Annotated in this window: 19 protein-coding genes; 9 read left to right on the top strand and 10 right to left on the bottom strand. The window is 50.5% G+C overall.

The annotated features are described in order from the left end of the window. Window positions 1-141: 141 nt before the first annotated feature. The 6 genes from glnS to AC3ISQ_RS15800 all read left to right on the top strand — a co-directional run bounded on the left by glnS (window position 142) and on the right by AC3ISQ_RS15800 (window position 7,938). On the top strand, window positions 142-1,806 hold the full coding sequence (gene glnS / locus AC3ISQ_RS15825) for a glutamine--tRNA ligase (RefSeq protein ID WP_489348014.1): 1,665 nt from the start codon (window positions 142-144) through the stop codon (window positions 1,804-1,806). A 343-nt stretch (window positions 1,807-2,149) separates the two neighbouring features. Beyond that, on the top strand, window positions 2,150-2,500 hold the full coding sequence (locus AC3ISQ_RS15820) for a toxin (RefSeq protein ID WP_489348012.1): 351 nt from the start codon (window positions 2,150-2,152) through the stop codon (window positions 2,498-2,500). Then, window positions 2,487-2,798 (top strand): helix-turn-helix domain-containing protein, encoded by a 312-nt coding sequence (locus tag AC3ISQ_RS15815; RefSeq protein ID WP_489353335.1) that lies wholly within the window; start codon window positions 2,487-2,489, stop codon window positions 2,796-2,798. Before AC3ISQ_RS15820 ends, AC3ISQ_RS15815 begins: the two co-directional genes overlap by 14 nt. Window positions 2,799-3,428: 630 nt before the next feature. Further along, window positions 3,429-4,874 carry a chitoporin ChiP gene (chiP, locus tag AC3ISQ_RS15810; protein ID WP_489348011.1) on the top strand — a complete coding sequence of 482 codons (1,446 nt, stop codon included), beginning with the start codon at window positions 3,429-3,431 and terminating at the stop codon, window positions 4,872-4,874. A 46-nt stretch (window positions 4,875-4,920) separates the two neighbouring features. Continuing rightward, window positions 4,921-5,247, top strand: a complete 327-nt coding sequence (gene chiQ / locus AC3ISQ_RS15805) for a ChiQ/YbfN family lipoprotein (RefSeq protein ID WP_489348009.1) — start codon at window positions 4,921-4,923, stop codon at window positions 5,245-5,247. A gap of 18 nt (window positions 5,248-5,265) precedes the next feature. Continuing rightward, entirely contained in the window at window positions 5,266-7,938 is a 2,673-nt protein-coding gene (locus tag AC3ISQ_RS15800) for a beta-N-acetylhexosaminidase (protein WP_489348007.1), read from the top strand. Between the two features lie 227 nt (window positions 7,939-8,165). On the opposite strand, the gene fur is transcribed toward AC3ISQ_RS15800, so the two are convergent. The 4 genes from fur to ybfF form a co-directional block, all read right to left on the bottom strand. Further along, window positions 8,166-8,612: a ferric iron uptake transcriptional regulator gene (gene fur / locus AC3ISQ_RS15795; protein ID WP_489348005.1), complete on the bottom strand. Its 447-nt coding sequence runs from the start codon at window positions 8,610-8,612 to the stop codon at window positions 8,166-8,168. 313 nt (window positions 8,613-8,925) lie between these two features. Beyond that, entirely contained in the window at window positions 8,926-9,453 is a 528-nt protein-coding gene (gene fldA / locus AC3ISQ_RS15790) for a flavodoxin FldA (RefSeq protein ID WP_489348003.1), read from the bottom strand. Between the two features lie 182 nt (window positions 9,454-9,635). Beyond that, window positions 9,636-9,923: a LexA regulated protein gene (gene ybfE / locus AC3ISQ_RS15785; RefSeq protein WP_489348001.1), complete on the bottom strand. Its 288-nt coding sequence runs from the start codon at window positions 9,921-9,923 to the stop codon at window positions 9,636-9,638. Window positions 9,924-10,104: 181 nt separating this feature from the next. Next, window positions 10,105-10,905: an esterase gene (ybfF, locus tag AC3ISQ_RS15780; protein WP_489347999.1), complete on the bottom strand. Its 801-nt coding sequence runs from the start codon at window positions 10,903-10,905 to the stop codon at window positions 10,105-10,107. Between the two features lie 237 nt (window positions 10,906-11,142). Here ybfF and seqA point away from each other — a divergent pair, with 237 nt between their 5' ends. The 3 genes from seqA to AC3ISQ_RS15765 all read left to right on the top strand — a co-directional run bounded on the left by seqA (window position 11,143) and on the right by AC3ISQ_RS15765 (window position 14,214). Beyond that, window positions 11,143-11,682: a replication initiation negative regulator SeqA gene (gene seqA / locus AC3ISQ_RS15775; RefSeq protein ID WP_489347998.1), complete on the top strand. Its 540-nt coding sequence runs from the start codon at window positions 11,143-11,145 to the stop codon at window positions 11,680-11,682. A gap of 77 nt (window positions 11,683-11,759) precedes the next feature. Beyond that, complete coding sequence (gene pgm, locus AC3ISQ_RS15770) at window positions 11,760-13,403, top strand: phosphoglucomutase (alpha-D-glucose-1,6-bisphosphate-dependent) (RefSeq protein ID WP_489347996.1); 1,644 nt, start codon at window positions 11,760-11,762, stop codon at window positions 13,401-13,403. 175 nt (window positions 13,404-13,578) lie between these two features. Further along, complete coding sequence (locus AC3ISQ_RS15765) at window positions 13,579-14,214, top strand: PadR family transcriptional regulator (protein ID WP_489353333.1); 636 nt, start codon at window positions 13,579-13,581, stop codon at window positions 14,212-14,214. Here the strand turns inward: AC3ISQ_RS15765 and kdpE are convergent. The 6 genes from kdpE to AC3ISQ_RS15735 form a co-directional block, all read right to left on the bottom strand. Next, a complete protein-coding gene (gene kdpE / locus AC3ISQ_RS15760) occupies window positions 14,211-14,900 on the bottom strand; it encodes a two-component system response regulator KdpE (RefSeq protein ID WP_489347995.1) in 690 nt (229 codons plus the stop codon). The two genes, AC3ISQ_RS15765 and kdpE, sit on opposite strands and share 4 nt — an antisense overlap. An 11-nt stretch (window positions 14,901-14,911) precedes the next feature. After that, window positions 14,912-17,602 (bottom strand): two-component system sensor histidine kinase KdpD, encoded by a 2,691-nt coding sequence (kdpD, locus tag AC3ISQ_RS15755; RefSeq protein WP_489347993.1) that lies wholly within the window; start codon window positions 17,600-17,602, stop codon window positions 14,912-14,914. A 76-nt stretch (window positions 17,603-17,678) separates the two neighbouring features. Then, window positions 17,679-18,248, bottom strand: a complete 570-nt coding sequence (kdpC, locus tag AC3ISQ_RS15750) for a potassium-transporting ATPase subunit KdpC (protein WP_489347991.1) — start codon at window positions 18,246-18,248, stop codon at window positions 17,679-17,681. Between the two features lie 18 nt (window positions 18,249-18,266). Then, a complete protein-coding gene (gene kdpB / locus AC3ISQ_RS15745) occupies window positions 18,267-20,336 on the bottom strand; it encodes a potassium-transporting ATPase subunit KdpB (RefSeq protein WP_489347989.1) in 2,070 nt (689 codons plus the stop codon). 22 nt (window positions 20,337-20,358) lie between these two features. Next, window positions 20,359-22,047, bottom strand: coding sequence for a potassium-transporting ATPase subunit KdpA (gene kdpA / locus AC3ISQ_RS15740; RefSeq protein WP_489347987.1), 1,689 nt, complete (start codon window positions 22,045-22,047; stop codon window positions 20,359-20,361). Beyond that, window positions 22,047-22,136 (bottom strand): K(+)-transporting ATPase subunit F, encoded by a 90-nt coding sequence (locus tag AC3ISQ_RS15735; protein ID WP_489347985.1) that lies wholly within the window; start codon window positions 22,134-22,136, stop codon window positions 22,047-22,049. Before AC3ISQ_RS15735 ends, kdpA begins: the two co-directional genes overlap by 1 nt. Window positions 22,137-22,265 lie beyond the last annotated feature (129 nt).

The raw sequence follows: 22,265 nt of genomic DNA, 5'->3' as shown, positions 1-22,265 counted from the left end.
GTCTCTTCCCGCTTTTTTATGCTTAAATTGCGCGTTGACAAAGGAGTGCGCATTTTCCTGAAACAAACGGTTGTTTCCGGGCGTGGCTTGTTGGAACATAGGCGGTTATGTGTAAGCGCTTTGCATTCGAGGAATAGTGAAATGAGTGAGGCTGAAGCCCGCCCAACCAATTTTATCCGTCAGATCATCGATGAAGATCTGGCGTCTGGGAAACATACGTCGGTGCATACCCGTTTCCCACCGGAGCCAAATGGTTATCTGCATATTGGCCACGCGAAGTCGATCTGCCTGAACTTTGGTATTGCCAAAGATTATCAAGGGCAGTGCAACCTGCGCTTTGATGACACCAACCCGGTAAAAGAAGACATCGAATTTGTTGATTCAATCAAACACGATGTTGAGTGGCTTGGTTTCGAGTGGAGCGGTGCCGTCCGTTACTCTTCTGACTATTTTGATCAACTGCACCAATACGCGGTTGAACTGATTACCAAAGGTCTGGCTTACGTTGACGAATTGTCACCAGAGCAGATCCGCGAATACCGTGGTTCTTTGACTGCGCCGGGTAAAAATAGCCCATACCGCGATCGTTCTGTTGAAGAGAACCTCGAGTTGTTCGAGAAAATGCGTGCTGGTGGCTTTGCTGAAGGTACCGCTTGCCTGCGCGCTAAAATTGATATGGCATCGCCATTTATCGTGATGCGCGATCCGGTGCTGTATCGCATCAAGTTCGCTGAACACCATCAGACCGGTAACAAGTGGTGCATCTATCCGATGTACGATTTCACCCACTGTATTTCTGATGCGTTGGAAGGGATCACCCACTCGCTGTGTACGCTGGAATTCCAAGACAACCGCCGTCTGTACGATTGGGTGCTGGATAACATCACGATTCCATGTCATCCGCGTCAGTACGAGTTCTCTCGTCTGAACCTCGAATACGCCATTATGTCGAAGCGTAAGCTGAACCAGTTGGTGACAGAGAAAGTGGTTGAGGGCTGGGATGATCCACGTATGCTGACCGTTTCTGGTCTGCGCCGTCGTGGTTATACCGCAGCCTCTATCCGTGAGTTCTGTCAACGTATCGGCGTGACTAAGCAAGACAACAACATTGAAATGGTGGCGTTGGAATCTTGTATTCGTGACGATCTCAACGAGAACGCACTACGCGCGATGGCGGTGTTGGATCCGGTTAAAGTGGTTATCGAAAACATGTCGGCAGAAACCGAGATGGTCACTATGCCTAACCATCCGAACAAACCGGAAATGGGTAGCCGCCAAGTGCCGTTCAGCCGTGAAGTGTATATCGATCGCTCTGACTTCCGTGAAGAAGCCAACAAGCAATACAAACGTTTGGTGCTGGGTAAAGAAGTTCGTCTGCGTAATGCTTACGTGATCAAAGCCGAGCGTGTAGAAAAGGATGAAGCAGGGGAAATTACCACTATCTTCTGTAGCTACGATCCTGAAACTCTGGGCAAAGATCCTGCCGATGGCCGTAAGGTGAAAGGTGTGATCCATTGGGTTTCTGCTGAACACGCAGTACCTGCGGAAATCCGCTTGTACGATCGTTTGTTCAGCGTAGCGAATCCTGGCGCGGCAGAGGACTTCCTCGCTACCATTAACACCGAGTCACTGGTTATCAAGCGTGGTTTTGTCGAGCCAAGCCTAGCCGCTGCACAGCCTGAAAAAGCCTATCAATTCGAGCGTGAAGGCTACTTCTGTGCTGACAACCGCTATTCATCAGCCGAGCATTTGGTATTTAACCGTACCGTTGGTCTGCGTGATACTTGGGCCAAGATTGACGGCTAAAATGGCCTGAAAAAATCATTTCTTGAGCGCGACCAAAGTCGCGCTCAAGTTGTTGATGCCGTTCTACGGCACTAGCTTCTTTTCTGCTTTTTAATTCTTATCATTCGCCAAAATTTGCGTCATGTTCTTAAGAAAAGAACAGGGGCTTTTTGCGGTAACTGGCCATCAAGTTTCACCTAATCCTTACGGGATTGGGGACGATATAGGCTGACGCCGATCAGTCTGATGATCGACAACTCATATAATTTCGTCTCATTTTAGTGGATATTTTCCACTGGGATGACTTGAATCGTCCCCATGGCGGGGATATATTATCACCAAGTTAAGGATAGATCTGGGCGATATGGAAGCGCTATTTGTCGAGTTACCACCGTTTGAGCGGCATCGTGGTGAGTACCTTACCGACGATGAATTTCGAGAGTTTCAGCAGATGTTGCTGAAAAAACCGACGTGTGGCGATGTGCTCCAGCATACCGGTGGGTTGCGTAAGGGGCGCTTTGGCGATTCGAAACGCAATAAAGGAAAGCGTGGCGGGATAAGGGTTATCTATTACTGGTATCTGGAAAAGTCCCATTTCCTGCTATTCACCTTGTATGACAAAGATCAGAAAGACGATTTAACGAAAACGCAGCGAGATCTGTTGCGCGGAATGCTTGAACAGGCCAAAAAGAGGTGGAATGATGACAGAACGTGACATTTTTGGTGAACTGCAGGAAGGCATGACGGCGTGGAGCGACTTCAACGAGGGGAAGATAACGTTGCGCACACATCGCGTCAGCGTTAAACCTGCATCAATGACGCCTGCAGAGGTGAAGGCTGTTCGTGAAAAGCTGAAACTTTCTCAGGCAGTTTTTGCACAGTATCTGCATACCGGCGTCACAACGTTGCAGAACTGGGAACAGGGACTCGCGAAACCCAATAAGCAGGCTGTTTTGTTGCTCAAAATGGTCGAAAAAAACCCTAATACACTGAATGAGCTGGCGGTATTATAGCGCCAGCTCTATATCATGGTCACGGTGATTTCTTGGGGTAACTCAACGCCTGTGCCGTTCGTCATTTTTTGAGTGCGACTTTGGTCGCGCTTTTTTTTATTTTTTGCAGCAACCTCTCATTATTCACATTTCTTTTTTCCCATCAGCAGCAATATTTTTTGTGAGCGCTCTCGTTAAATCACCAGTTATCAGTTTTTTTTATATAAATCATGAATTATACAACCCGTATTTATATATTCGCGATGCGAATTAATGTCATTTAGAGAGCGCTCCCAGTTTTTCTCCTAAGTGTTTGTTTTTATCAAGCTGAAACCTTTCAATCTCCTTTCTATTTTCATGTGTATCTCTAGTTATTCTGATTTTATTGAATTTTTTATTCAAAAGTCATCTATTTGATGGATGTAACAAATTCTCATAGATATGTGCTCTTTGTCATACTTTGACAAATCTTTCTCATTTTTCATTTGATAATTCGCGTCGCGAAAAATAGTCTAGTTGTAGCAATAAGTGCTGTCGGATTTTCTCCCCCAGCAAATTTTTTACCCGATTGGGTTTTATTAGTGGTCGTGCAGGGCAGTGGTGAACACAGGCGGCCGCAACTTTAAAAGTAAAGTCAAAGAGGAATTTCTCATGGGTCACGGTGCGCAGCGTAAAACGCTAGCTCTCGCAGTCGCGGGTGCAATGTTCGGAACAGGGTTTGTAATGGCTCCTGAAGCTAAAGCTGAAGGGTTTATCGACGATTCAACGCTGACCGGCGGCATTTACTACTGGCAACGTGAACGTGACCGTAAAGATTTGAATCCTACCAAGACAATGACTCAGCCTGATGGCACAGAAGTAGTGGTGAAAAACCCTGATTACAATTCTTATACCACCAACTTGTCACACGCCACTGCCAACCTGAACCTAGATTTTAACTCTGGTTATGCTTGGGACATGTTCGGGCTGGATGTTGCCGCATTTACTGCGATTGAAATTGCCGAAGCTAAAGATAGCGGTCACCCAAACGAAATTGCCTTCTCCAGCAGTAACCACGCTTATGATGAAACCTATGCTGGTGACAAGAGCGGCATCAGCCTGTACAAAGCAGCAGGTAAATTCAAATATGGCCCAGTCTGGGCACGTGCGGGTTACATCCAGCCAACGGGGCAAACGTTGATCGCCCCACATTGGAGCTTCATGCCAGGGACTTACCGTGGTGCGGAAGCCGGTGCTAACTTCGATTATGGTGATGCAGGTGCGCTGAGTTTCTCTTACATGTGGACCGATGAATACAAGTCTCCGTGGCATATCGAGATGGATGATTTCCGTCAAAACGATAAAACTACTGGCGTTTCTTACCTGCATTCATTAGGTGCTAAGTATGATTTCAAAAATAACCTGGTGTTGGAAGCCGCATTCGGCCAAGCACAGGGATATGTAAACCAGTATTTTACCAAGGCTTCCTACAAGTTTGACGATGTCATGGGCAACCCGCTGACGACTAGCTATCAGTTCTACGGTACTGAAGATCGTATTAGCGATAGCAGCGATCCAAACAGCATCTATGATGGTCTGGCATGGTTGCAGGCGCTGACCTTCGGTTACACCACCGGCCAATTCAACTGGCGTTTGGAAGGCACCATGGTCAAGGCCGAAGGTAACCAAGGCTACTTCCTGCAACGTATGACACCCACTTACGCTTCCTCCAATGGTCGTTTAGACGTGTGGTGGGATAACCGTTCTGACTTCAACGCCAACGGCGAAAAAGCGGTTTATGCCGGTGTGATGTATGACTTGAGCAAGTGGAACCTGCCGGGTATGGCGGTTGGCGGTTCTTACGTCTATGCCTGGGATGCCAAACCTAGCACCAACCCGATTTACGATCAAAGTCAGCGCTTAAAAGAGAGCGCTTACAGTCTCGACGCGATGTATACCATTCAAGAGGGTCGTGCTAAAGGAACGTTGTTCAAACTGCACTTCACTCAATACGACAACCATTCTGATATCCCAAGCTGGGGCGGTGGTTACGGCAACATCTTCCAGGATGAACGAGACGTCAAATTCATGGTTATCGCACCATTCACTATCTTCTGATGATGTCCCCGGTGGTAACGCCGGGGAAACTTAAAGGATCAAAACAATGAAAAAACTGATGCTGATCGTCGCTGCGGTTGTGGGTTTAAGTGCTTGTGCACAGCCTACCGCACCACCAGAAGATGCCAAATTAAAGCAGGCTTACAGTGCTTGTATTAATACTGCCGAAGGTTCGCCAGAAAAACTGAAATCATGTCAGGCGGTATTGGACGTATTGAAACAAGACGAAAAGAATAAACAGTTTGCCGAGAAAGAAACGGTGCGCGTGATGGATTATCAAAAGTGCATCGATGCCGCACATAGCGGTAATGGCCAAGCGTTTGATGCCGATTGTAAAAAGATCTGGCAAGAAATCCACGCGAGTAATAACTGATTAGGGATGAGGTTGAAGATGAACAAATTTAAGTTAAGCGCGCTTGCCGCGATTACGGCTTCAGTAGGATTGTTCGGTAGTGTGAACGCGATGGCAGGACAAGAAGTTGTCGATCAACTGAGCCAGTTGAAAGTGAACTACAAGATGCTGGACAACCGTGCCGCTGAGAATGGAACCGATTGTGCCAAATTGGGCGCAGACTGGGCATCTTGTAACAAAGTGATGATCACACTGACCAACGAAGGCCAGGAGATCAAAGATAACGATTGGGCGATCTATTTCCACAGTATTCGCCAAATCCTGAAAGTCGATAACGATCAGTTCAAAATCACACATTTGACCGGTGACCTGCACAAACTGGAACCGACCGACAAGTTCACTGGTTTCCCGGCTAACGGCGCGGTTGAAGTACCGATTATCGGTGAATATTGGCAGTTGTTCAGCACCGACTTCTTGCCGCGTTGGTACGTGACCTCTGGCGATGCCAAACCAAAAATCCTATCAAATACTGATACCGATGATGTATTCCAATTCCTGACGCCATTCACTGGCGATCAGTGGAAGCGCACCAAGGATGATAAAAACATCCTGATGACGCCAGAAACTCGCTTCACCAAAAATGAGGCATTGAAAACGCTGCCTGCGGCTTCCCTGCGTGGCCAGATCATTCCAACACCAATGGAAGTGAAGGTTAATCCACAGCAAGATGCCGATTTGAGCAAAGGTGTGGCGTTGGATCTCAGCGCGTTAGTTAAACCGGCTGCCGATGCGATTAGCCAGCGCTTCGAACTGCTCGGCGTGTCTAACAATGCTGCGGGTTACCCGATCAAAACCGAAATTGAACCGAAATCCTTCAAAGGGGATCTGGCGGTACCGGGCGCTTATGAACTGAAAATCGGCAAGAAAGAAGCGGTAGTGACGGGCTTCGATCAGGCTGGCGTGTTCTACGGATTGCAATCCATCTTGTCACTGGTGCCGTCTGATGGTGGGCAGAAAATTGCCGTGCTGACAGCCAACGATGCGCCGCGCTTCCAATACCGTGGTGTCTTCATGGATGTAGGGCGTAACTTCCACTCTAAGGCTGCGGTGTTACGCCTGCTGGATCAGATGGCGGCTTATAAGCTGAACACCTTCCATTTCCACTTGAGTGATGATGAAGGCTGGCGTATTGAAATCCCAGGTTTGCCAGAGCTGACCGAAGTGGGTAGTAAGCGTTGTCACGATCTGAGTGAAACCACGTGTTTGCTGCCGCAATTGGGTTCAGGCCCGAACAGCGACAACAACGGTTCCGGTTTCTTCAGCCGTGACGACTACATCGAAATCGTGAAATATGCGCAAGCGCGTCAGATTGATGTGATCCCTGAAATCGACGTACCGGCTCACGCTCGTGCTGCCGTGGTGTCGATGGAAGCGCGTTATCAGAAACTGCATGCTGCAGGTAATGAAGAAGGTGCGAACGAATTCCGCTTGTTAGATCCGACCGATGATTCCAACACCACATCCGTTCAGTTCTATGAGCGTAAGAGCTACCTGAACCCATGCTTGGATTCTTCTAAGCGCTTTGTCGACAAAGTGATTGGCGAAATTGCCCAGATGCACAAAGAAGCGGGTCAACCGCTGACCACTTGGCATTTCGGTGGTGACGAAGCGAAAAATATTCGCTTTGGTGCGGGTTATACCGACGTGAAGAACCCTGAACCGGGCAAAGGTATCATCGATCAGAGCAAAGAAGATAAGCCTTGGGCCATGTCTCAGGTTTGCCAGAAGATGATCAGCGACGGCAAAATTCAAGATATGGAGCACCTACCAAGCTACTTCGCTGTTGAAGTTAGCAAGTTGGTAAATGCTCACGGCATTGAAAAAATGCAGGCTTGGCAAGATGGTCTGAAAGACGCCAAAGATGCTAAAGCCTTCGCGACTAAGCGTGTCGGCGTGAACTTCTGGGATACCTTGTATTGGGGCGGTTTCGACTCAGCCAACGATTGGGCGAACAAAGGTTACGAAGTCACGATTTCTAACCCGGATTACGTCTACCTCGATTTCCCTTATGAAGTGAACCCGAACGAGAGCGGTTACTACTGGGGCACTCGCTTCAGCGACGAGCAGAAGATCTTTAGCTTCGCGCCAGACAACCTGCCGCAGAACGCCGAAACCTCGGTTGACCGTGACGGCAACCACTTTACCGCTAAGAGCGATAAACCGTGGCCGGGTACATTCGGTCTGTCTGCCCAACTGTGGAGCGAGGTCGTTCGTACCGACAAACAGGCAGAATACATGTACTTCCCTCGTGTTCTGTCGGTGGCAGAGCGTGCATGGCACCGTGCAAGCTGGGAGCAGGATTACAAGGCGGGTCGTGAGTACAAAGGTGGCGAAACGCACTTTGTTGATACCAAAACGTTGGACAGAGATTGGCTGCACTTTGCCAACCTGATGGGACAGCGTGAACTGGCCAAACTGGATAAAGGTGGCGTTAGTTACCGTCTGCCAGTCCCTGGAGCACGTGTTGTGGGCGGTAAACTGGAAGCCAACATTTCATTGCCGGGTCTGGGTATTGAGTACTCAACCGACGGTGGTAAGCAATGGCAACGTTACGATGCCAACGCTAAACCAGCCGTGGCAGGCGATGTACAAATCCGTGCTGTTAGCCCGGATGGCAAGCGTTATAGCCGTGCAGAACCCGTGAAAGTGTAATGACTGAATGCCCACTTGCGTGTCGGCGGGTGGGCAAACAGTAAAGTGAGTGTGAGAGGGTAGTGAGTTAGCTGTAAAGCAGTACCGCGTAGAGAGTGCCGCTGCAATTGTAGTATTTCATGACATGATCTTTCCCCCGGTGCTGCCGGGGATTTTTTTGTCTGTAAATCATAGGTATAAAAAAACCGCCTGTTATCGGCGGTTTCTGCATTCTGGCTTACCCAGAATTATCTTTTATTGTGCAGCGAGTCATCTTCAAGGCAGTCACCTGCTTCACAGTGACCGTACAAATACAGGCTATGATTGGTGAGTTTGATGCCGTGTTGTTTAGCGATATCACGCTGACGGACTTCGATAGATTCGTCGCTGAACTCGATCACTTTGCCGCAGTCTAGGCAAATTAGATGGTCATGGTGATGTTGTTGTGTCAGTTCGAACACGGATTTACCGCCTTCGAAATTATGACGAGTCACGATCCCTGCATCATCGAACTGGTTCAACACACGGTAAACCGTTGCCAAGCCAATTTCTTCACCCATATCTATCAGTTTTTTGTACAGATCTTCCGCACTGACGTGATGGCATTCCGGATCCTGTAGCACTTCCAGGATTTTGAGTCGCGGAAGCGTGACTTTTAAGCCGGCCTTCTTCAGTGCAGTATTGTTGTCAGTCATGCGGATTCTGTCCTGTTACTATGCTAAACAAAGTGAAGGCTAAACAAGTTAGGGCGTTGTCGCCTGTAACATCGGTCGGCACAAGAGTTAATTGCGTCTCATTATAGAACCGGTAGCTATAAATAGAAACCGCCGATTGTTAACAAAGAGTCATTAGCATTTTTTGCATGGTGTGCAGCCAATGCGTTGATGAGCGGGATAAACCGTTGACGCAGTCTACCGTAATGACGTGAGAAGTTACAAATTTGTAGCTTCTATTACTTTAATATCTGCTGCCTATGAAAGCCCTGCATTTCACAGGGCTATGGCGTGATTAACCAATAATGTCAGCGAGGCTCAGCTCTTCAGAAATCTGCTTAACCCAAGCATTCACACGCTCATTGGTCAATTCTGGTTGACGGTCTTCGTCGATCGCCAAACCGAGGAAGTGATTATCATCAGCTAAACCTTTTGAGGCTTCAAAATGGTAGCCTGTGGTTGGCCAGTAACCGACGATCGCGGCACCGCGTGGTTCGATGATGTCACGAATAGTGCCCATCGCATCACAGAAGTATTCAGCGTAGTCTTCTTGGTCACCACAGCCGAACAGTGCAACCAGTTTGCCTTCGAAATCAATTTCTTCCAACGTTGGGAAGAAGTCGTCCCAATCACACTGAGCTTCACCGTAATACCAAGTTGGAATACCGAGCAGCAGGATGTCGAACTTTTCCAGGTCTTCTTTGCTGCTTTTGGCAATGTCGTGAACTTCAGCCACATCTTTGCCCAATTGTTTTTGGATAGTCTTAGCAATGTTTTCGGTATTGCCAGTGTCGCTGCCAAAGAAAATGCCTACGATTGCCATATAGCGTATAACCCTTTAGATTCAATAAATTGTGCCGCGATAAGAGCCTGTAGCCAATGTGCGTCTCTTACCGGTAAATGCGTATCATGCCAGAAATTGGCCCTTGGGTTTTATCACGTTAATGCGATACCAAGGAAAATGGTGTTGATCTGGTGTTGTCCGTAACACCATGCCAAACAAGATTAATGTCCCAGCGGTTCGTCCGCCAGTTGCGCCAGTAACATCTGTTCGATTAACTCGCTGCGGCTGATATTGCGCTGATCCGCCAGTTTGTTTAGGGCGTCCACCGCTTCTGCGTTGATTTTCAGCTCTACACGACGTAAACCGCGCACTTTATCGCGTCGTAGCTGATTACGCTTATTGATTCTAAGCTGCTCATCGCGCGATAACGGGTTGGTTTTCGGGCGCCCCGGACGGCGTTCATCTGCGAACAGATCCAGCGTCGTGCGATCCGTGTTTTCTTTTGCCATAGGTAGCGGTACTGCAAGGGAGTTGAGTCCAGGAATACCGGACGATTAACACAATTCGGGTCAATAAACCCTAACCCAAATTTGCTTCCCAATCTGAACCAGAATGGGGGCAAAAATTATAGCGCGCCATCTTACCTTGCAGGTGCTTAAACAACAATGTTTACGCGCTAAGCTATTATCTTTAGCGCGTTTTTTCATCAGCCGGCTTTGACTCTTCACCAAGAAAGCGATTAATAGCGCGTAATACCGCGTCAGGTTTTTCGGCGTGAACCCAATGTCCAGTCCCCGCGACAACATGAGCTCGAGCCTGTGGAAACTGGCGCGCGATATCGTCACGATATTTATCCTGTACATAAGGCGATAACCCACCGCGAATAAATAGGATCGGATGCGGCCAAGCGGGCACGCCCGGCCAGCCGATGATGTTTTCATATTGTTCGATCAGCACGGGTAAATTGAAACGCCACTCGCCATTGTGGAAAGATTTCAACAGGAACTGGATCACACCTTCTTCGTCCAGATACTCACGCATCAACTGTGCTGCGGCTTGGCGTTGAGTGATCCCTTGCGCCAAGACGGCTTGCAATGCGGTAAAGATTTTGTCGTGGCGACGTGTGTTATACGCTACTGGCGCAATATCGATGGCGACCAGTTTCTCAATCCGTTCCGGTGCAATGGCAGTCAGTGCCATTGCCGCCTTGCCTCCCATCGAATGACCGATAACAATGGCTTTCTCAATCGCCAAATCATCGAGCAACCGGAGTAAATCCTGCGCCATTGCGGGGTAAGTCATCACCGGATCGCGTGGCGATAAACCGTGGTTACGCAGATCGACCTTGATTACCGCGTGATGCTGGTTAAGGGAGCGAGCCAGCACGCCAAGGTTATCCAAATTACCAAACAGGCCGTGGATCAAAACGATAGGTAGGTTCTCGGTTTCTGCTGGCAGTAATTGATAATGTAATTTCATCGTGAACTTCATGACGTAGAGACATTTAGTTAGGGTATCATGATCGCATTAGATCGATCTGCCCAATGATTACCGTAGATTTTTCATGGTAAGGTGCTGATCAAATGACGCCGCTTATAGGTATTAGTCTGCTTTTACCTTTTGGGAAAACGATGTAGTGTTCGCCCTTACGCTTTAACCTTATAATCCCATGACTTGAGCGCCAGAGTTGGTCTCAGGTTTTAAGTAGAAAAAACGTACTGGATCAAGATGAAAACTATCGAAGTTGACGAAGAGCTTTACCGTTATATTGCCAGCCACACGCAACATATTGGAGAAAGCGCGTCTGATATTTTACGGCGTATGTTGAAATTTACCGCAGGGCAGCCAGTGCGAGCGATTTCCGCAGTGGGTGTTCAAGCGACTGAGCAGGAAAAGGCGATTGCAACTCAGCGTCCACGCGATCGTGTACGTGCAGTTCGTGAACTGCTGCTGTCGGACGAATACGCCGAGCAGAACAAAGTCGTCAATCGTTTTATGCTAGTGCTTTCAACGTTATATACCCTTGACGCTGCAAGTTTTGCCGCTGCAACTGACGCGCTGCATGGCCGTACCCGCACCTATTTCGCTGGCGATCAGCAGACTTTGCTAGCAAGTGGGGCGCACACCAAACCAAAACATGTTCCAGGTACCCCTTACTGGGTGATTACCAATACCAACACTGGCCGCAAACGCACCATGATCGAAAACATCATGCAAGCGATGCAGTTCCCTGCGGAGCTGATCGAGAAAGTTTGCGGAACACTCTAATTTAGCGAACACCCCGTCACTGCGGTCGTGGGCGATACCGTACTCGGCCGCCAGACAGGGACTAGGGAGAGATGTCGATGGCGAATAACCCACGTGCCGGGCAGCCAGCCCAGCAAAGCGATTTGATTAACGTTGCCCAATTAACGTCGCAGTATTATGTACTGCAACCAGAGGTGGGTAACGCGGCTCATGCGGTGAAGTTTGGTACCTCGGGTCACCGTGGCAGCGCGTTGCGCCAAAGCTTTAACGAAGCGCACATTCTGGCGATTGCTCAGGCGATTGCTGAAGTTCGTCAGCAGCAGGGGACAACCGGACCTTGCTATGTGGGTAAAGATACTCATGCACTGTCCGAACCGGCTTTTATTTCTGTGCTGGAAGTGTTGACCGCTAACGGTGTGGATGTCGTGGTACAGGAAAACAACGGTTTCACGCCGACGCCAGCGGTTTCCCATGCCATTTTGACCTATAACCGCAAAGGCGGCGCGCAGGCAGACGGCATCGTGATTACTCCTTCGCACAACCCACCAGAAGACGGTGGTATCAAATACAACCCGCCTAACGGTGGCCCGGCTGATACTAACCTGACTTCGGTTATCGAAAAACGCGCTAACGAACTGCTGACTCTGCAACTGAAAGGTGTCCAGCGCCAGTCGCTGGGGCAAGCTTGGAACAGCGGTCATTTGCACGCGCAGGATCTGGTTCAGCCTTACGTTGAAGGTTTAGCGGATATCGTTGATATGCCAGCCATTCAAGGTGCTGGTTTGAAATTGGGGGTTGACCCTCTCGGCGGTTCCGGTATTGCCTATTGGCAGCGTATTGCCGAGCATTACAAACTGGATCTGACGCTAGTTAACGATTCTATCGATCAGACTTTCCGTTTCATGCATCTGGATCACGACGGCATCATCCGTATGGATTGCTCGTCTGAATCAGCGATGGCAGGTTTGTTGGCGCTGCGTGATAAGTTCGATCTGGCATTTGCCAACGATCCTGACTATGACCGTCACGGTATTGTCACACCGAAAGGCTTGATGAATCCGAACCACTATTTGGCCGTCGCTATCAACTATCTGTTCCAACATCGTCCACAATGGGGCGCTGATGTGGCAGTGGGTAAAACGTTGGTATCCAGTGCGATGATCGACCGTGTTGTCGCGGATCTGGGGCGCAAGCTGGTAGAAGTGCCAGTCGGCTTCAAATGGTTCGTTGACGGCTTGTTCGACGGCAGTTTCGGCTTTGGTGGCGAAGAGAGCGCTGGGGCCTCGTTCTTGCGTTTCGACGGCACGCCTTGGTCGACTGATAAAGATGGCATTATCATGTGCTTGTTGGCGGCTGAAATCACCGCGGTAACCGGTGAGAACCCGCAGCATCACTATGACAGTCTGGCCAAGCGTTTTGGCGCACCAAGTTACAACCGTCTCCAAGCGCCAGCGACCCACGCGCAAAAAGCGGCGCTGTCTAAGCTGTCGCCAGAAATGGTTAAGGCTAGCACCTTGGCAGGCGATCCGATCACTGCACGTCTGACGGCGGCTCCGGGGAACGGCGCTTCTATCGGCGGGCTGAAAGTGATGACCGATAACGGCTGGTTCGCGGCACGTCCGTCAGGGACGGAAGAAGCTTACAAAATCTATTGTGAGAGCTTCTTGGGCGCTGAACATCGCCAAAAAATTGAGCATGAAGCGGTCGAAATTGTCAGTGAAGTTCTGGCATCCGCTAAATAATCCTTCTTTTAGATAAGCTAAAGGCGCTGTTTTTACAGCGCTTTTTTTATGCCTGCAATTTAGATATATCTATTTTACTTTTTACTCTTGATCATTTAGATATATCGATCTAAATTAGATATATCGAAATTACTTCGATATATCTAAAACAACATAGCAAGAGGTTAACAAGATGATATTTCATCGATTAGGTTTAGAACGTTCCCGTGGTCATCATTGCGATCATGAAGAACATCATCACCATCATCGTCACCGTGGCGGACGTCATCGTTTTGGTGGTCATGGTGAAGAGCATGAACATGGTGGGCGCGGTGGTCGTGGTCGTCATCGTTTATTTGAACATGGCGATTTGCGTCTGGTATTACTGGCTCTGGTGGATCGTCAACCCAGCCACGGTTATGAATTAATCAAGGCGATTGGTGAGGCTTCTTCCGGTCTGTATGTGCCAAGCCCAGGGGTGATTTACCCAACGCTGACGTTGCTGGAAGAGCAGGATTTTCTCGAGCCAGTGACAACCGGTAATGGACGTAAAAGTTACCAAATTACCGAAGCCGGTAAGGGCGAATTGCAACAACATCGCGCTACCATTGAGGCAATTTTTGCTCGCTTGGCAGGCGGCAGTCGTCGGCATGAAGGTAATCTGGCAGAAGGTATTGCAGAAACCATGCATCGTTTGAAGCATGTTTTGCGTGGCAATATGATTCGCGCCGATTTATCACCGGAGCAGGTCGAGCGGATTAATCAGGCATTGCTTACCGCGGTAGAAGTCATTGAAGCGGAAGTCGCCGCGGCAACATCTCGCCAAAACTAAGGCATAAAGCGGTAACCAACGCCGGTTTCAGTCAACAGATGTTTTGGCCGTGCCGGATCGACTTCCAACTTTTGGCGCAAATGTCCCATATAAATACGTAAGTAATGGCTGTGTTCGACGTAGTTGGGCCCCCAAACATGGCTCAACAGCTGGCGTTGAGTGATCACTTTACCGGAATTCGCCAGCAGTTCAGCCAATAGACGAAACTCGATGGGGGTGAGATGAAGATCCTCATCGTTACGCAGTACCCGCCGATTGACCAGATCGACGGTAATTTCCGAGAATGTGACGACCGGACTTTCCTGCGAATTGTTGGAGTGACGGCGTAGCGCCACCCGAACTCGTGCCAACAGTTCACCAATACCGAACGGTTTACTGAGATAATCATCGGCACCGGCATCCAGTGCGGCGATTTTGTCTTCCTCAGCATGGCGTGCTGACAGCACAATCACCGGAATGGCGCTCCATTGACGCAGATCGCGGATGTAGTCCAGCCCATCGCCATCCGGCAACCCCAGATCGAGAATAATCAGATCCGGCTTGCGCGTACCCGCTTCGATCAGCCCACGTTGCAGCGTTTCACTTTCGAATACGCGCAACCCTTCGCTTTCCAATGCGGTACGAACAAAGCGTCGGATCTCTTTTTCATCTTCAACAATCAGAATATTGGTTGGTGTGCTAGTCACAGTTTTCCTGTTTATAAATCAAAGCCTTCACCCTCTATTTCCGGGGGCTTCTCCAACGGCAACATAAATTTGAATATGGCACCGCCATGTTCACCATTTTCTGCCCAGATTCGTCCACCGTGAACTTCAACAATGGCTTGGCAAATCGCTAACCCTAAACCCACACCGGGAATGGGGGACTCTTTATTGCCGCGGGAAAACTTGTCGAAGATCAGTTGTAGTTGCTCGGTAGGAATACCAGGACCATTGTCCCAAACTTCCATTTCCAACCAGTCCGGCAACACGTGGGCACGAATACCAATAATAGCATCGAAACCGGCATACTTATTGGCGTTTTCCAACAGGTTAGTGAATACCCGCTCCAATAAACTGCCATCGCAATTGATCAACACCATTTCTGGCGGTAGTTCGACCTTGATCTCGTGCTGGCTCAGTATCGGTTCCAGCATATGCAAAGAAGAACCGACGATTTCCTCTAGCGATTGCCATTCTTTACGCAGGTTAAAACCGCCAGATTGAATACGTGCCATATCCAGCAAATTATTCACCAAACGGGTCATACTGAGCACTTGTTGACGAATCTGACTCGCTTGGGTGGCGTGCTGGGAGTTCTCGGACGCTAAATCGAGCGTTAGGATTTCTGCCTGACCAAACAACACTGTCAGCGGAGTACGTAGATCGTGCGATAGCGCAGCTAACAATGAGTTACGCAGTTGCTCTCGTTCGGCGTCCAGCTTAGCGGTTTCTGCACTACGTGCTAAATGCAGACGTTCCAGCGCACTGGCAATCAACACGGTAAAGGTTTGCAGCAAACGTTGTTGTTCCGGCACCATCAATTGACGCAGGTTATTGGGTTCGATCGCCAACAACCCAAAAGTTTGCTTCGAGGTGTTCAGTGGCAACAACTGATAGGGTACGCCGGGCAGCGTATCGGTCCCCGCACCGGCCGGTTGACCTTTGTCGTAACTCCAACGGGCGATGGCTTCGTCTACCGACAACATTCCGCCTTCTTCACCTACCATTTGTTTCAATTTACCGTCTTCCTGTGGCAATAACAGCACGGTTTTGGCTTGGAAACTACTGGAAAGGAAATGGCGACTCGTTTGCGCCACGGCCTCATTGCTGAGAGCTTGGCTTAACCCTCGCGACATTTCATACAGACTCCGCGCCCGCTGTTCGCGGTAACGTGCTACACGTGCCTGATAACGAACCCCGGAGGTCAGATTACCGATAGTGATACCGACGATCAGCATGACTGCGAAGGTCAGTAAATATTGCACATCGCTAACGGCAAATGACCATTGTGGTTGCACAAAAAACAGATCGAAACTGGCAACACTAATAAAGGCGGCGAATACCGAAGGCCAACGGCCAAAGAACAGCGCGACGACCAGTACGCCGAGTAGATAGAGCATCACTAGGTTGGCTTGATCAAATCCGCCCAAGAACCAGTGGGAAAATAAGGTGATCGCTGCGCAAAGTGCGATGGCTACAGCACCACCACGTAGTTGTATACGCCATTTATCGGTAAAGGCGCGGGTATCAGCTTCTTTTTGTACCGGGGTATGCGGTTCGTCCAGCGCGACGCTGATCAAATCCAGATCGGGGCCCAGTTTGCCGAGGCGATCGGAAAAACTACTGCGGAATTTCCAACCTTGCTCGGCGCGGCGACCAATGACGATCTTGCCCAAATTGTGTTCACGGGCGTAACGCAGGATCGCTCGTTCTTCGGAAGGGTCGGATAAGGTTGCTGTTTCAGCTCCCAGTTCTTGCGCCAATCGCAGAGCACGCAAGATCGCCCGGCGCTGATGTTCTGGCAGTCGGTGCAGCTTAGGGGTTTCTACATACACAGCGTGCCAATGGCAACCAAGGCGGGCAGCCAAACGAGCGGCGATGCGCACCAGTTTTTCGTTACCGCTGTTATGCCCAATGCACAGCAAAATACTGTCACGCGTGTGCCAAACCTTATCGCGCCCTTGAGTATCACGGAATTCGCGCATTTGATCGTCAACGCGATCGGCGGTGCGGCGCAGTGCTAACTCACGCAGGGCAATCAAGTTACCTTTGCGGAAAAAGTGTTCAATAGCGCGTTCGGCCTGTCCGGGGATATAGACTTTGCCTTCATTGAGACGGCGGCGCAGGTCGTCGGGCGGTAAATCCACCAGCACCACTTCACTGGCTTCGTCAAACACGTGGTCGGGGACGGTTTCACGCACGCGAACCCCAGTCACACCGCCAACGATGTCGTTCAGACTTTCTAAGTGTTGGACGTTGACCGTGGTCAGTACGTCAATACCAGCGTCCAACAATTCTTCCACGTCTTGCCAACGTTTCGGGTGGCGTGAGCCGGGAGCATTGCTGTGTGCCAATTCATCCATCAGGATCAGGGCAGGGTGGCGAGCCAGTGCTGCGTCGATATCAAATTCTCGCACCACGCGGCCACGATATTGGATACGTTTTTCAGGCAAGAGGGTTAAGCCATCCAGCAGGGCGGCGGTTTCTGTTCGGCCGTGAGTTTCTACCACGCCAATCAATACGTCTAACCCCAGCGTCCGTTGGCGTTGTGCTTCTTGCAACATGGCGTAGGTTTTACCTACTCCGGCACAGGCACCAAAAAATACCTTCAGCTTACCGCGCGGTTTTTCATTAGCGATTGCAAGCAAGCTGTCGGGATCGGGGCGTTGCTGTTCTTCGTCAACCATGAGAAATCCTTTCTATCACAATGCAAAACGGGTTCGATGTAAACCGAACCCTTGATCATAACTTAATAACTTACTGTTATTTCAGCGCATCGAGCGCCAAATTCAGCTTCAACACATTGACCGCAGGTTCACCAATAAAGCTCGGTGTGGCCTGATCGGTATTCTCTGTTATCAGTTTAGCCACTTGCTCCGGTGGTAGGTGGCGAGCATTAGCGACACGTGCCAACTGGTATTGCGCTGCTGCGACTGAGATTTGCGGATCAAGTCCACTGCCGGAAGCCGTGAGCAGGTCAACCGGGATCGGCCCTTTCATCGATGGGTTCGCTTGGCGTAATAAGGCTGCTCGCTCGGCGATAGCTTTATCCAGCGCTGGGTTAGTAGCCGCCAAGTTGCTACCGGCAGAAGACATCGAATTATACGGTGTTTCGGCGGTGGCGGACGGACGCCCCCAGAAATACTCTGGCTTGGTAAAGTTCTGACCGATTAACTCGGAGCCTACCACTTTATCTTCTTGATACAGCAGTGAACCGTTAGCTGCACCGCTAAACAACAGTTGTGACAATCCGGTCGTCAGCAGCGGATAAGCGATACCGGTGATCAGCGTCAGTAAAATCAGCATGACCAATGAAGGACGTAAATAAGACATTATCATTTCCTCGTAATCTTAACCGGCCAGATTCAGCGCAACTAATATCAGATCGATCAGCTTGATACCGATAAAGGGCACCAACAGCCCGCCCATACCATAAATCCACAGGTTACGGCGTAGCAAAGCGGCAGCGGTCAACGGTTTATAGCTCACCCCTTGCAATGCCAGTGGGATCAAGAACACGATCACCAAGGCGTTGAAAATAACCGCCGACATAATGGCCGAAGACGGTGAATGCAGGTGCATGACGTTCAACGCGTTCAGTTGCGGATAGGTTGCCGCAAACGCCGCCGGGATAATGGCGAAGTATTTCGCCACGTCGTTGGCAATACTGAACGTGGTCAGCGAGCCACGAGTCATCAGCATCTGCTTACCGATGTGTACCACTTCGATCAGCTTGGTTGGGTTGGAGTCCAAATCGACCATGTTACCGGCTTCTTTCGCCGCCTGAGTCCCTGAGTTCATCGCTACCGCAACGTCGGCCTGCGCCAGCGCTGGAGCATCGTTGGTACCGTCACCGGTCATGGCGACCAGACGACCTTCGGACTGATATTGGCGGATCAGCGCCAGTTTAGCTTCCGGTGTGGCTTCTGATAGGAAATCGTCCACACCGGCTTCGGCTGCGATGGCGGCGGCGGTCAGACGGTTATCCCCGGTGATCATCACCGTTTTAATGCCCATCTTGCGCATCTCGGCGAAACGTTCTTTGATCCCGCCTTTGACGATATCCTTCAGCGCAACGACACCCAACACCCGTGGACCTTCGGCGACCACCAGCGGTGTCCCACCGGTACGCGCGACGCTTGCCACCAAATCGTCCACAGCCTGTGGGAAGTGACCATTGTTGGATTCCACGTGCTTACGAATGGCATCAACCGCACCTTTACGGATCATCCTATCCTGCACGTTCACACCGCTCATGCGCGTTTGAGCAGAGAAGGGCACAAAGGTGGCGTTCAGTGCGTGCAAATCGCGTTCACGCAGGTTAAAGCGCTGTTTCGCCAGTACCACGATACTGCGGCCTTCCGGCGTTTCATCCGCCAGTGAAGAAAGTTGCGCGGCGTCAGCCAGCTCTTGTTCCTTCACACCGGGGGCAGGGAGGAACTCAGAAGCCTGACGGTTACCCAGCGTGATGGTACCGGTTTTATCCAGCAGCAGTACGTCAACGTCACCAGCGGCTTCGACCGCACGCCCGCTGGTGGCGATCACGTTAGCGCCCAACATCCGGCTCATCCCAGCAACACCGATGGCAGATAACAAACCGCCGATAGTGGTTGGGATCAGACAAACCAACAACGCAACCAACACCGTGATGCTGACGGCAGCACCGCTGCCTGCCGCGGTGACGGCGTAGTCAGAGAATGGCAGCAACGTAGCGACTGCCAGCACGAACACGATGGTTAACGCCACTAACAGGATGGTCAGCGCCACCTCGTTCGGGGTTTTACGACGCTTAGCCCCTTCGACCATTGCAATCATGCGGTCGAGGAAGGTTTCGCCAGGGTTAACGCTACATTGAATTACCAACCAGTCTGACAGAATGCGCGTACCGCCAGTCACGGAAGAGAAGTCACCACCGGATTCACGGATCACCGGTGCGGATTCACCAGTAATGGCGCTTTCATCCACCGAGGCGCCGCCTTCCAGCACTTCGCCGTCGCACGGAATAGTGTCACCAGCTTCAACCAGCACGATGTCACCTTTACGTAGGCTTTCTGCCGAGACTTTCTCGGTTGCACCATTACGGTCAGCGCTCGCCAGTTTTTTCGCCCAACTGGTTTTCTTGGTGCCTCTCAGGCTTTCTGCCTGTGCCTTACTACGGCCTTCTGCCAATGCTTCGGCGAAGTTGGCGAACAGCACGGTAAACCACAACCACAGCGCAATACTGCCGGTAAAGGCGGCATTGCCCTCGGCCTGACCAGCCAAAATTGCTAGCCAGATAATGGTAGTCAGGATACTGCCGATATACACCACGAACATCACTGGGTTACGCCATTGAGTGCGTGGGTCCAGTTTTTTCAGCGCGTCAATCAGCGCGGTACGCATCAGTGCCGGTTCAAACAGCGCACGTTGTTTACGAGTCATCTTTATATTCTCTTCTCGTTTCTCAGTTTGCCAACCAGAGCTGTAAATGCTCGGCTACCGGGCCCAGCGCCAGCGCTGGAACGAAGGTTAATGCACCCACCAGCAACACGGTGCCGACCAGCAAACCAATGAATAGCGGCCCATAGGTTGGCAGAGTGCCGTTGCCCGCAGGCTGGCGTTTTTTCTGGCACAGTGAACCGGCGATCGCCAGCACCGGCAAGATCACGCCGAAACGTCCAACAAACATGGCAAAGGCCAGCAGCAGGTTGTAGAACGGCGTATTGACGCTCAAACCAGCGAAGGCGCTACCGTTGTTGTTAGCCGCAGAAGACAGTGCATACAACACTTCACTAAAGCCATGCGCACCCGGATTGAGGATACCTGAACGCCCTGCATCAGTCGCAATCGCCAGTGCCGAACCCAGCAATACCAAGGTTGGCGTCACCAGAATCGCTAGTGCGGTCATCTTCATGTCGTAAACGTCGATCTTTTTACCCAGATATTCTGGTGTGCGACCAATCATCAGCCCGGCGATAAATACGGTCAGTAATACGAACAGCAACATACCGTACAGACCAGAACCCACGCCGCCGAACACCACTTCGCCAATCTGCATCAACCACATGGGCACCATGCCACCCAACGCGGTAAAGGAGTCGTGCATGGCGTTGACTGCACCACAAGACGCGGCAGTAGTGACCACGGCATACAGGCTGGTGGCGAGAATACCGAAGCGGGATTCTTTACCTTCCATATTGATATTGCTGGCACTGCCTAGTGCGCTCAGGTGTGGATTGCCTGCCCATTCGGCGTTCATCACCACCACGACGGCGACGACAAAGATCAGCCCCATCGCCCAAATCAAGGCATGACCTTGACGGTTCTCACCGGCGACCTGACCAAAGGCGAAACACAGTGCGCAAGGGATCAGGAAGATGGCTAACATCTGCACAAAGTTGGTCAACGCTGTTGGGTTCTCGAACGGATGCGCCGAGTTAACACCAAAGAAGCCACCGCCGTTAGTCCCCAGCATTTTGATGGCTTCCTGAGAAGCGACTGGCCCCATCGGCAGCGTCTGTTGTGCGCCTTCCAATGTGGTCAGATGCAGGTACGGCAAGAAGTTCTGCAAAGTACCTTGGCTGACAAAGAACAGCGCAATCAGCAGCGAGATTGGCAGCAGTACATAAAGGGTAATGCGCCAGATATCGAGCCAAGCGTTACCAATAGTGGCGCTAGAACGACGAGCGAAGGCGCGGATCAGCGCAAACGCTACGGCGATACCGGTCGCGGCAGACAGGAAGTTTTGCACCGCCAACCCAGCCATCTGGCTGAAATAGCTCAAGGTGCTTTCGCCGCTATAAGCCTGCCAGTTGGTGTTGGTGACAAAACTCACTGCGGTATTTAGCGCCAAGTGCCATGACAGATTTGGCAAGCCTTCCGGGTTGAGCGGTAAGGAAGCCTGAGACATCAACAGCGCAAACAGCAGCAACAAACCGAGTATGTTGAAGCACAAGATCGCCAGCGCATACTGCCACCAGTTCATTTCTGCGGTGTCGTTACCACAGCAACGCCAAACCGCTCTCTCCACATGCCGTAAAACGGGCAGAGGTTCCCCTTCAATCAGACGCGCCAAAAAACTACCAAGCGGTCGTGCTAGCACTAGCAGTACCAGCAGGAAGCTGGCAATTAATAGAAAGGCTGAAGCAGCCATTAGAAATCCTCCGCATTGAATAGGGCATAAACCAGATAGCCCAACAGCAGTACAACCAACAGCGCACCACCAATAACGCTTAAACTCACGGGACACCTCCAGAGGTGTGATTTTTGATAAACAAAGTGTAAAGAAGCGTATGGAAAGAAAATGTTAAAAAGGGGATGGCTGGCGTAAAGAAAGTATAAAAATGGTTGGGCTCACAGGAAAAATTGGCG

The sequence above is a fragment of the Serratia sp. KH_031 genome, from assembly GCF_057839655.1.
The sequence above is the reverse complement of the archived record's forward strand: the minus strand, read 5'-3'. Positions and strand labels throughout refer to the sequence as shown.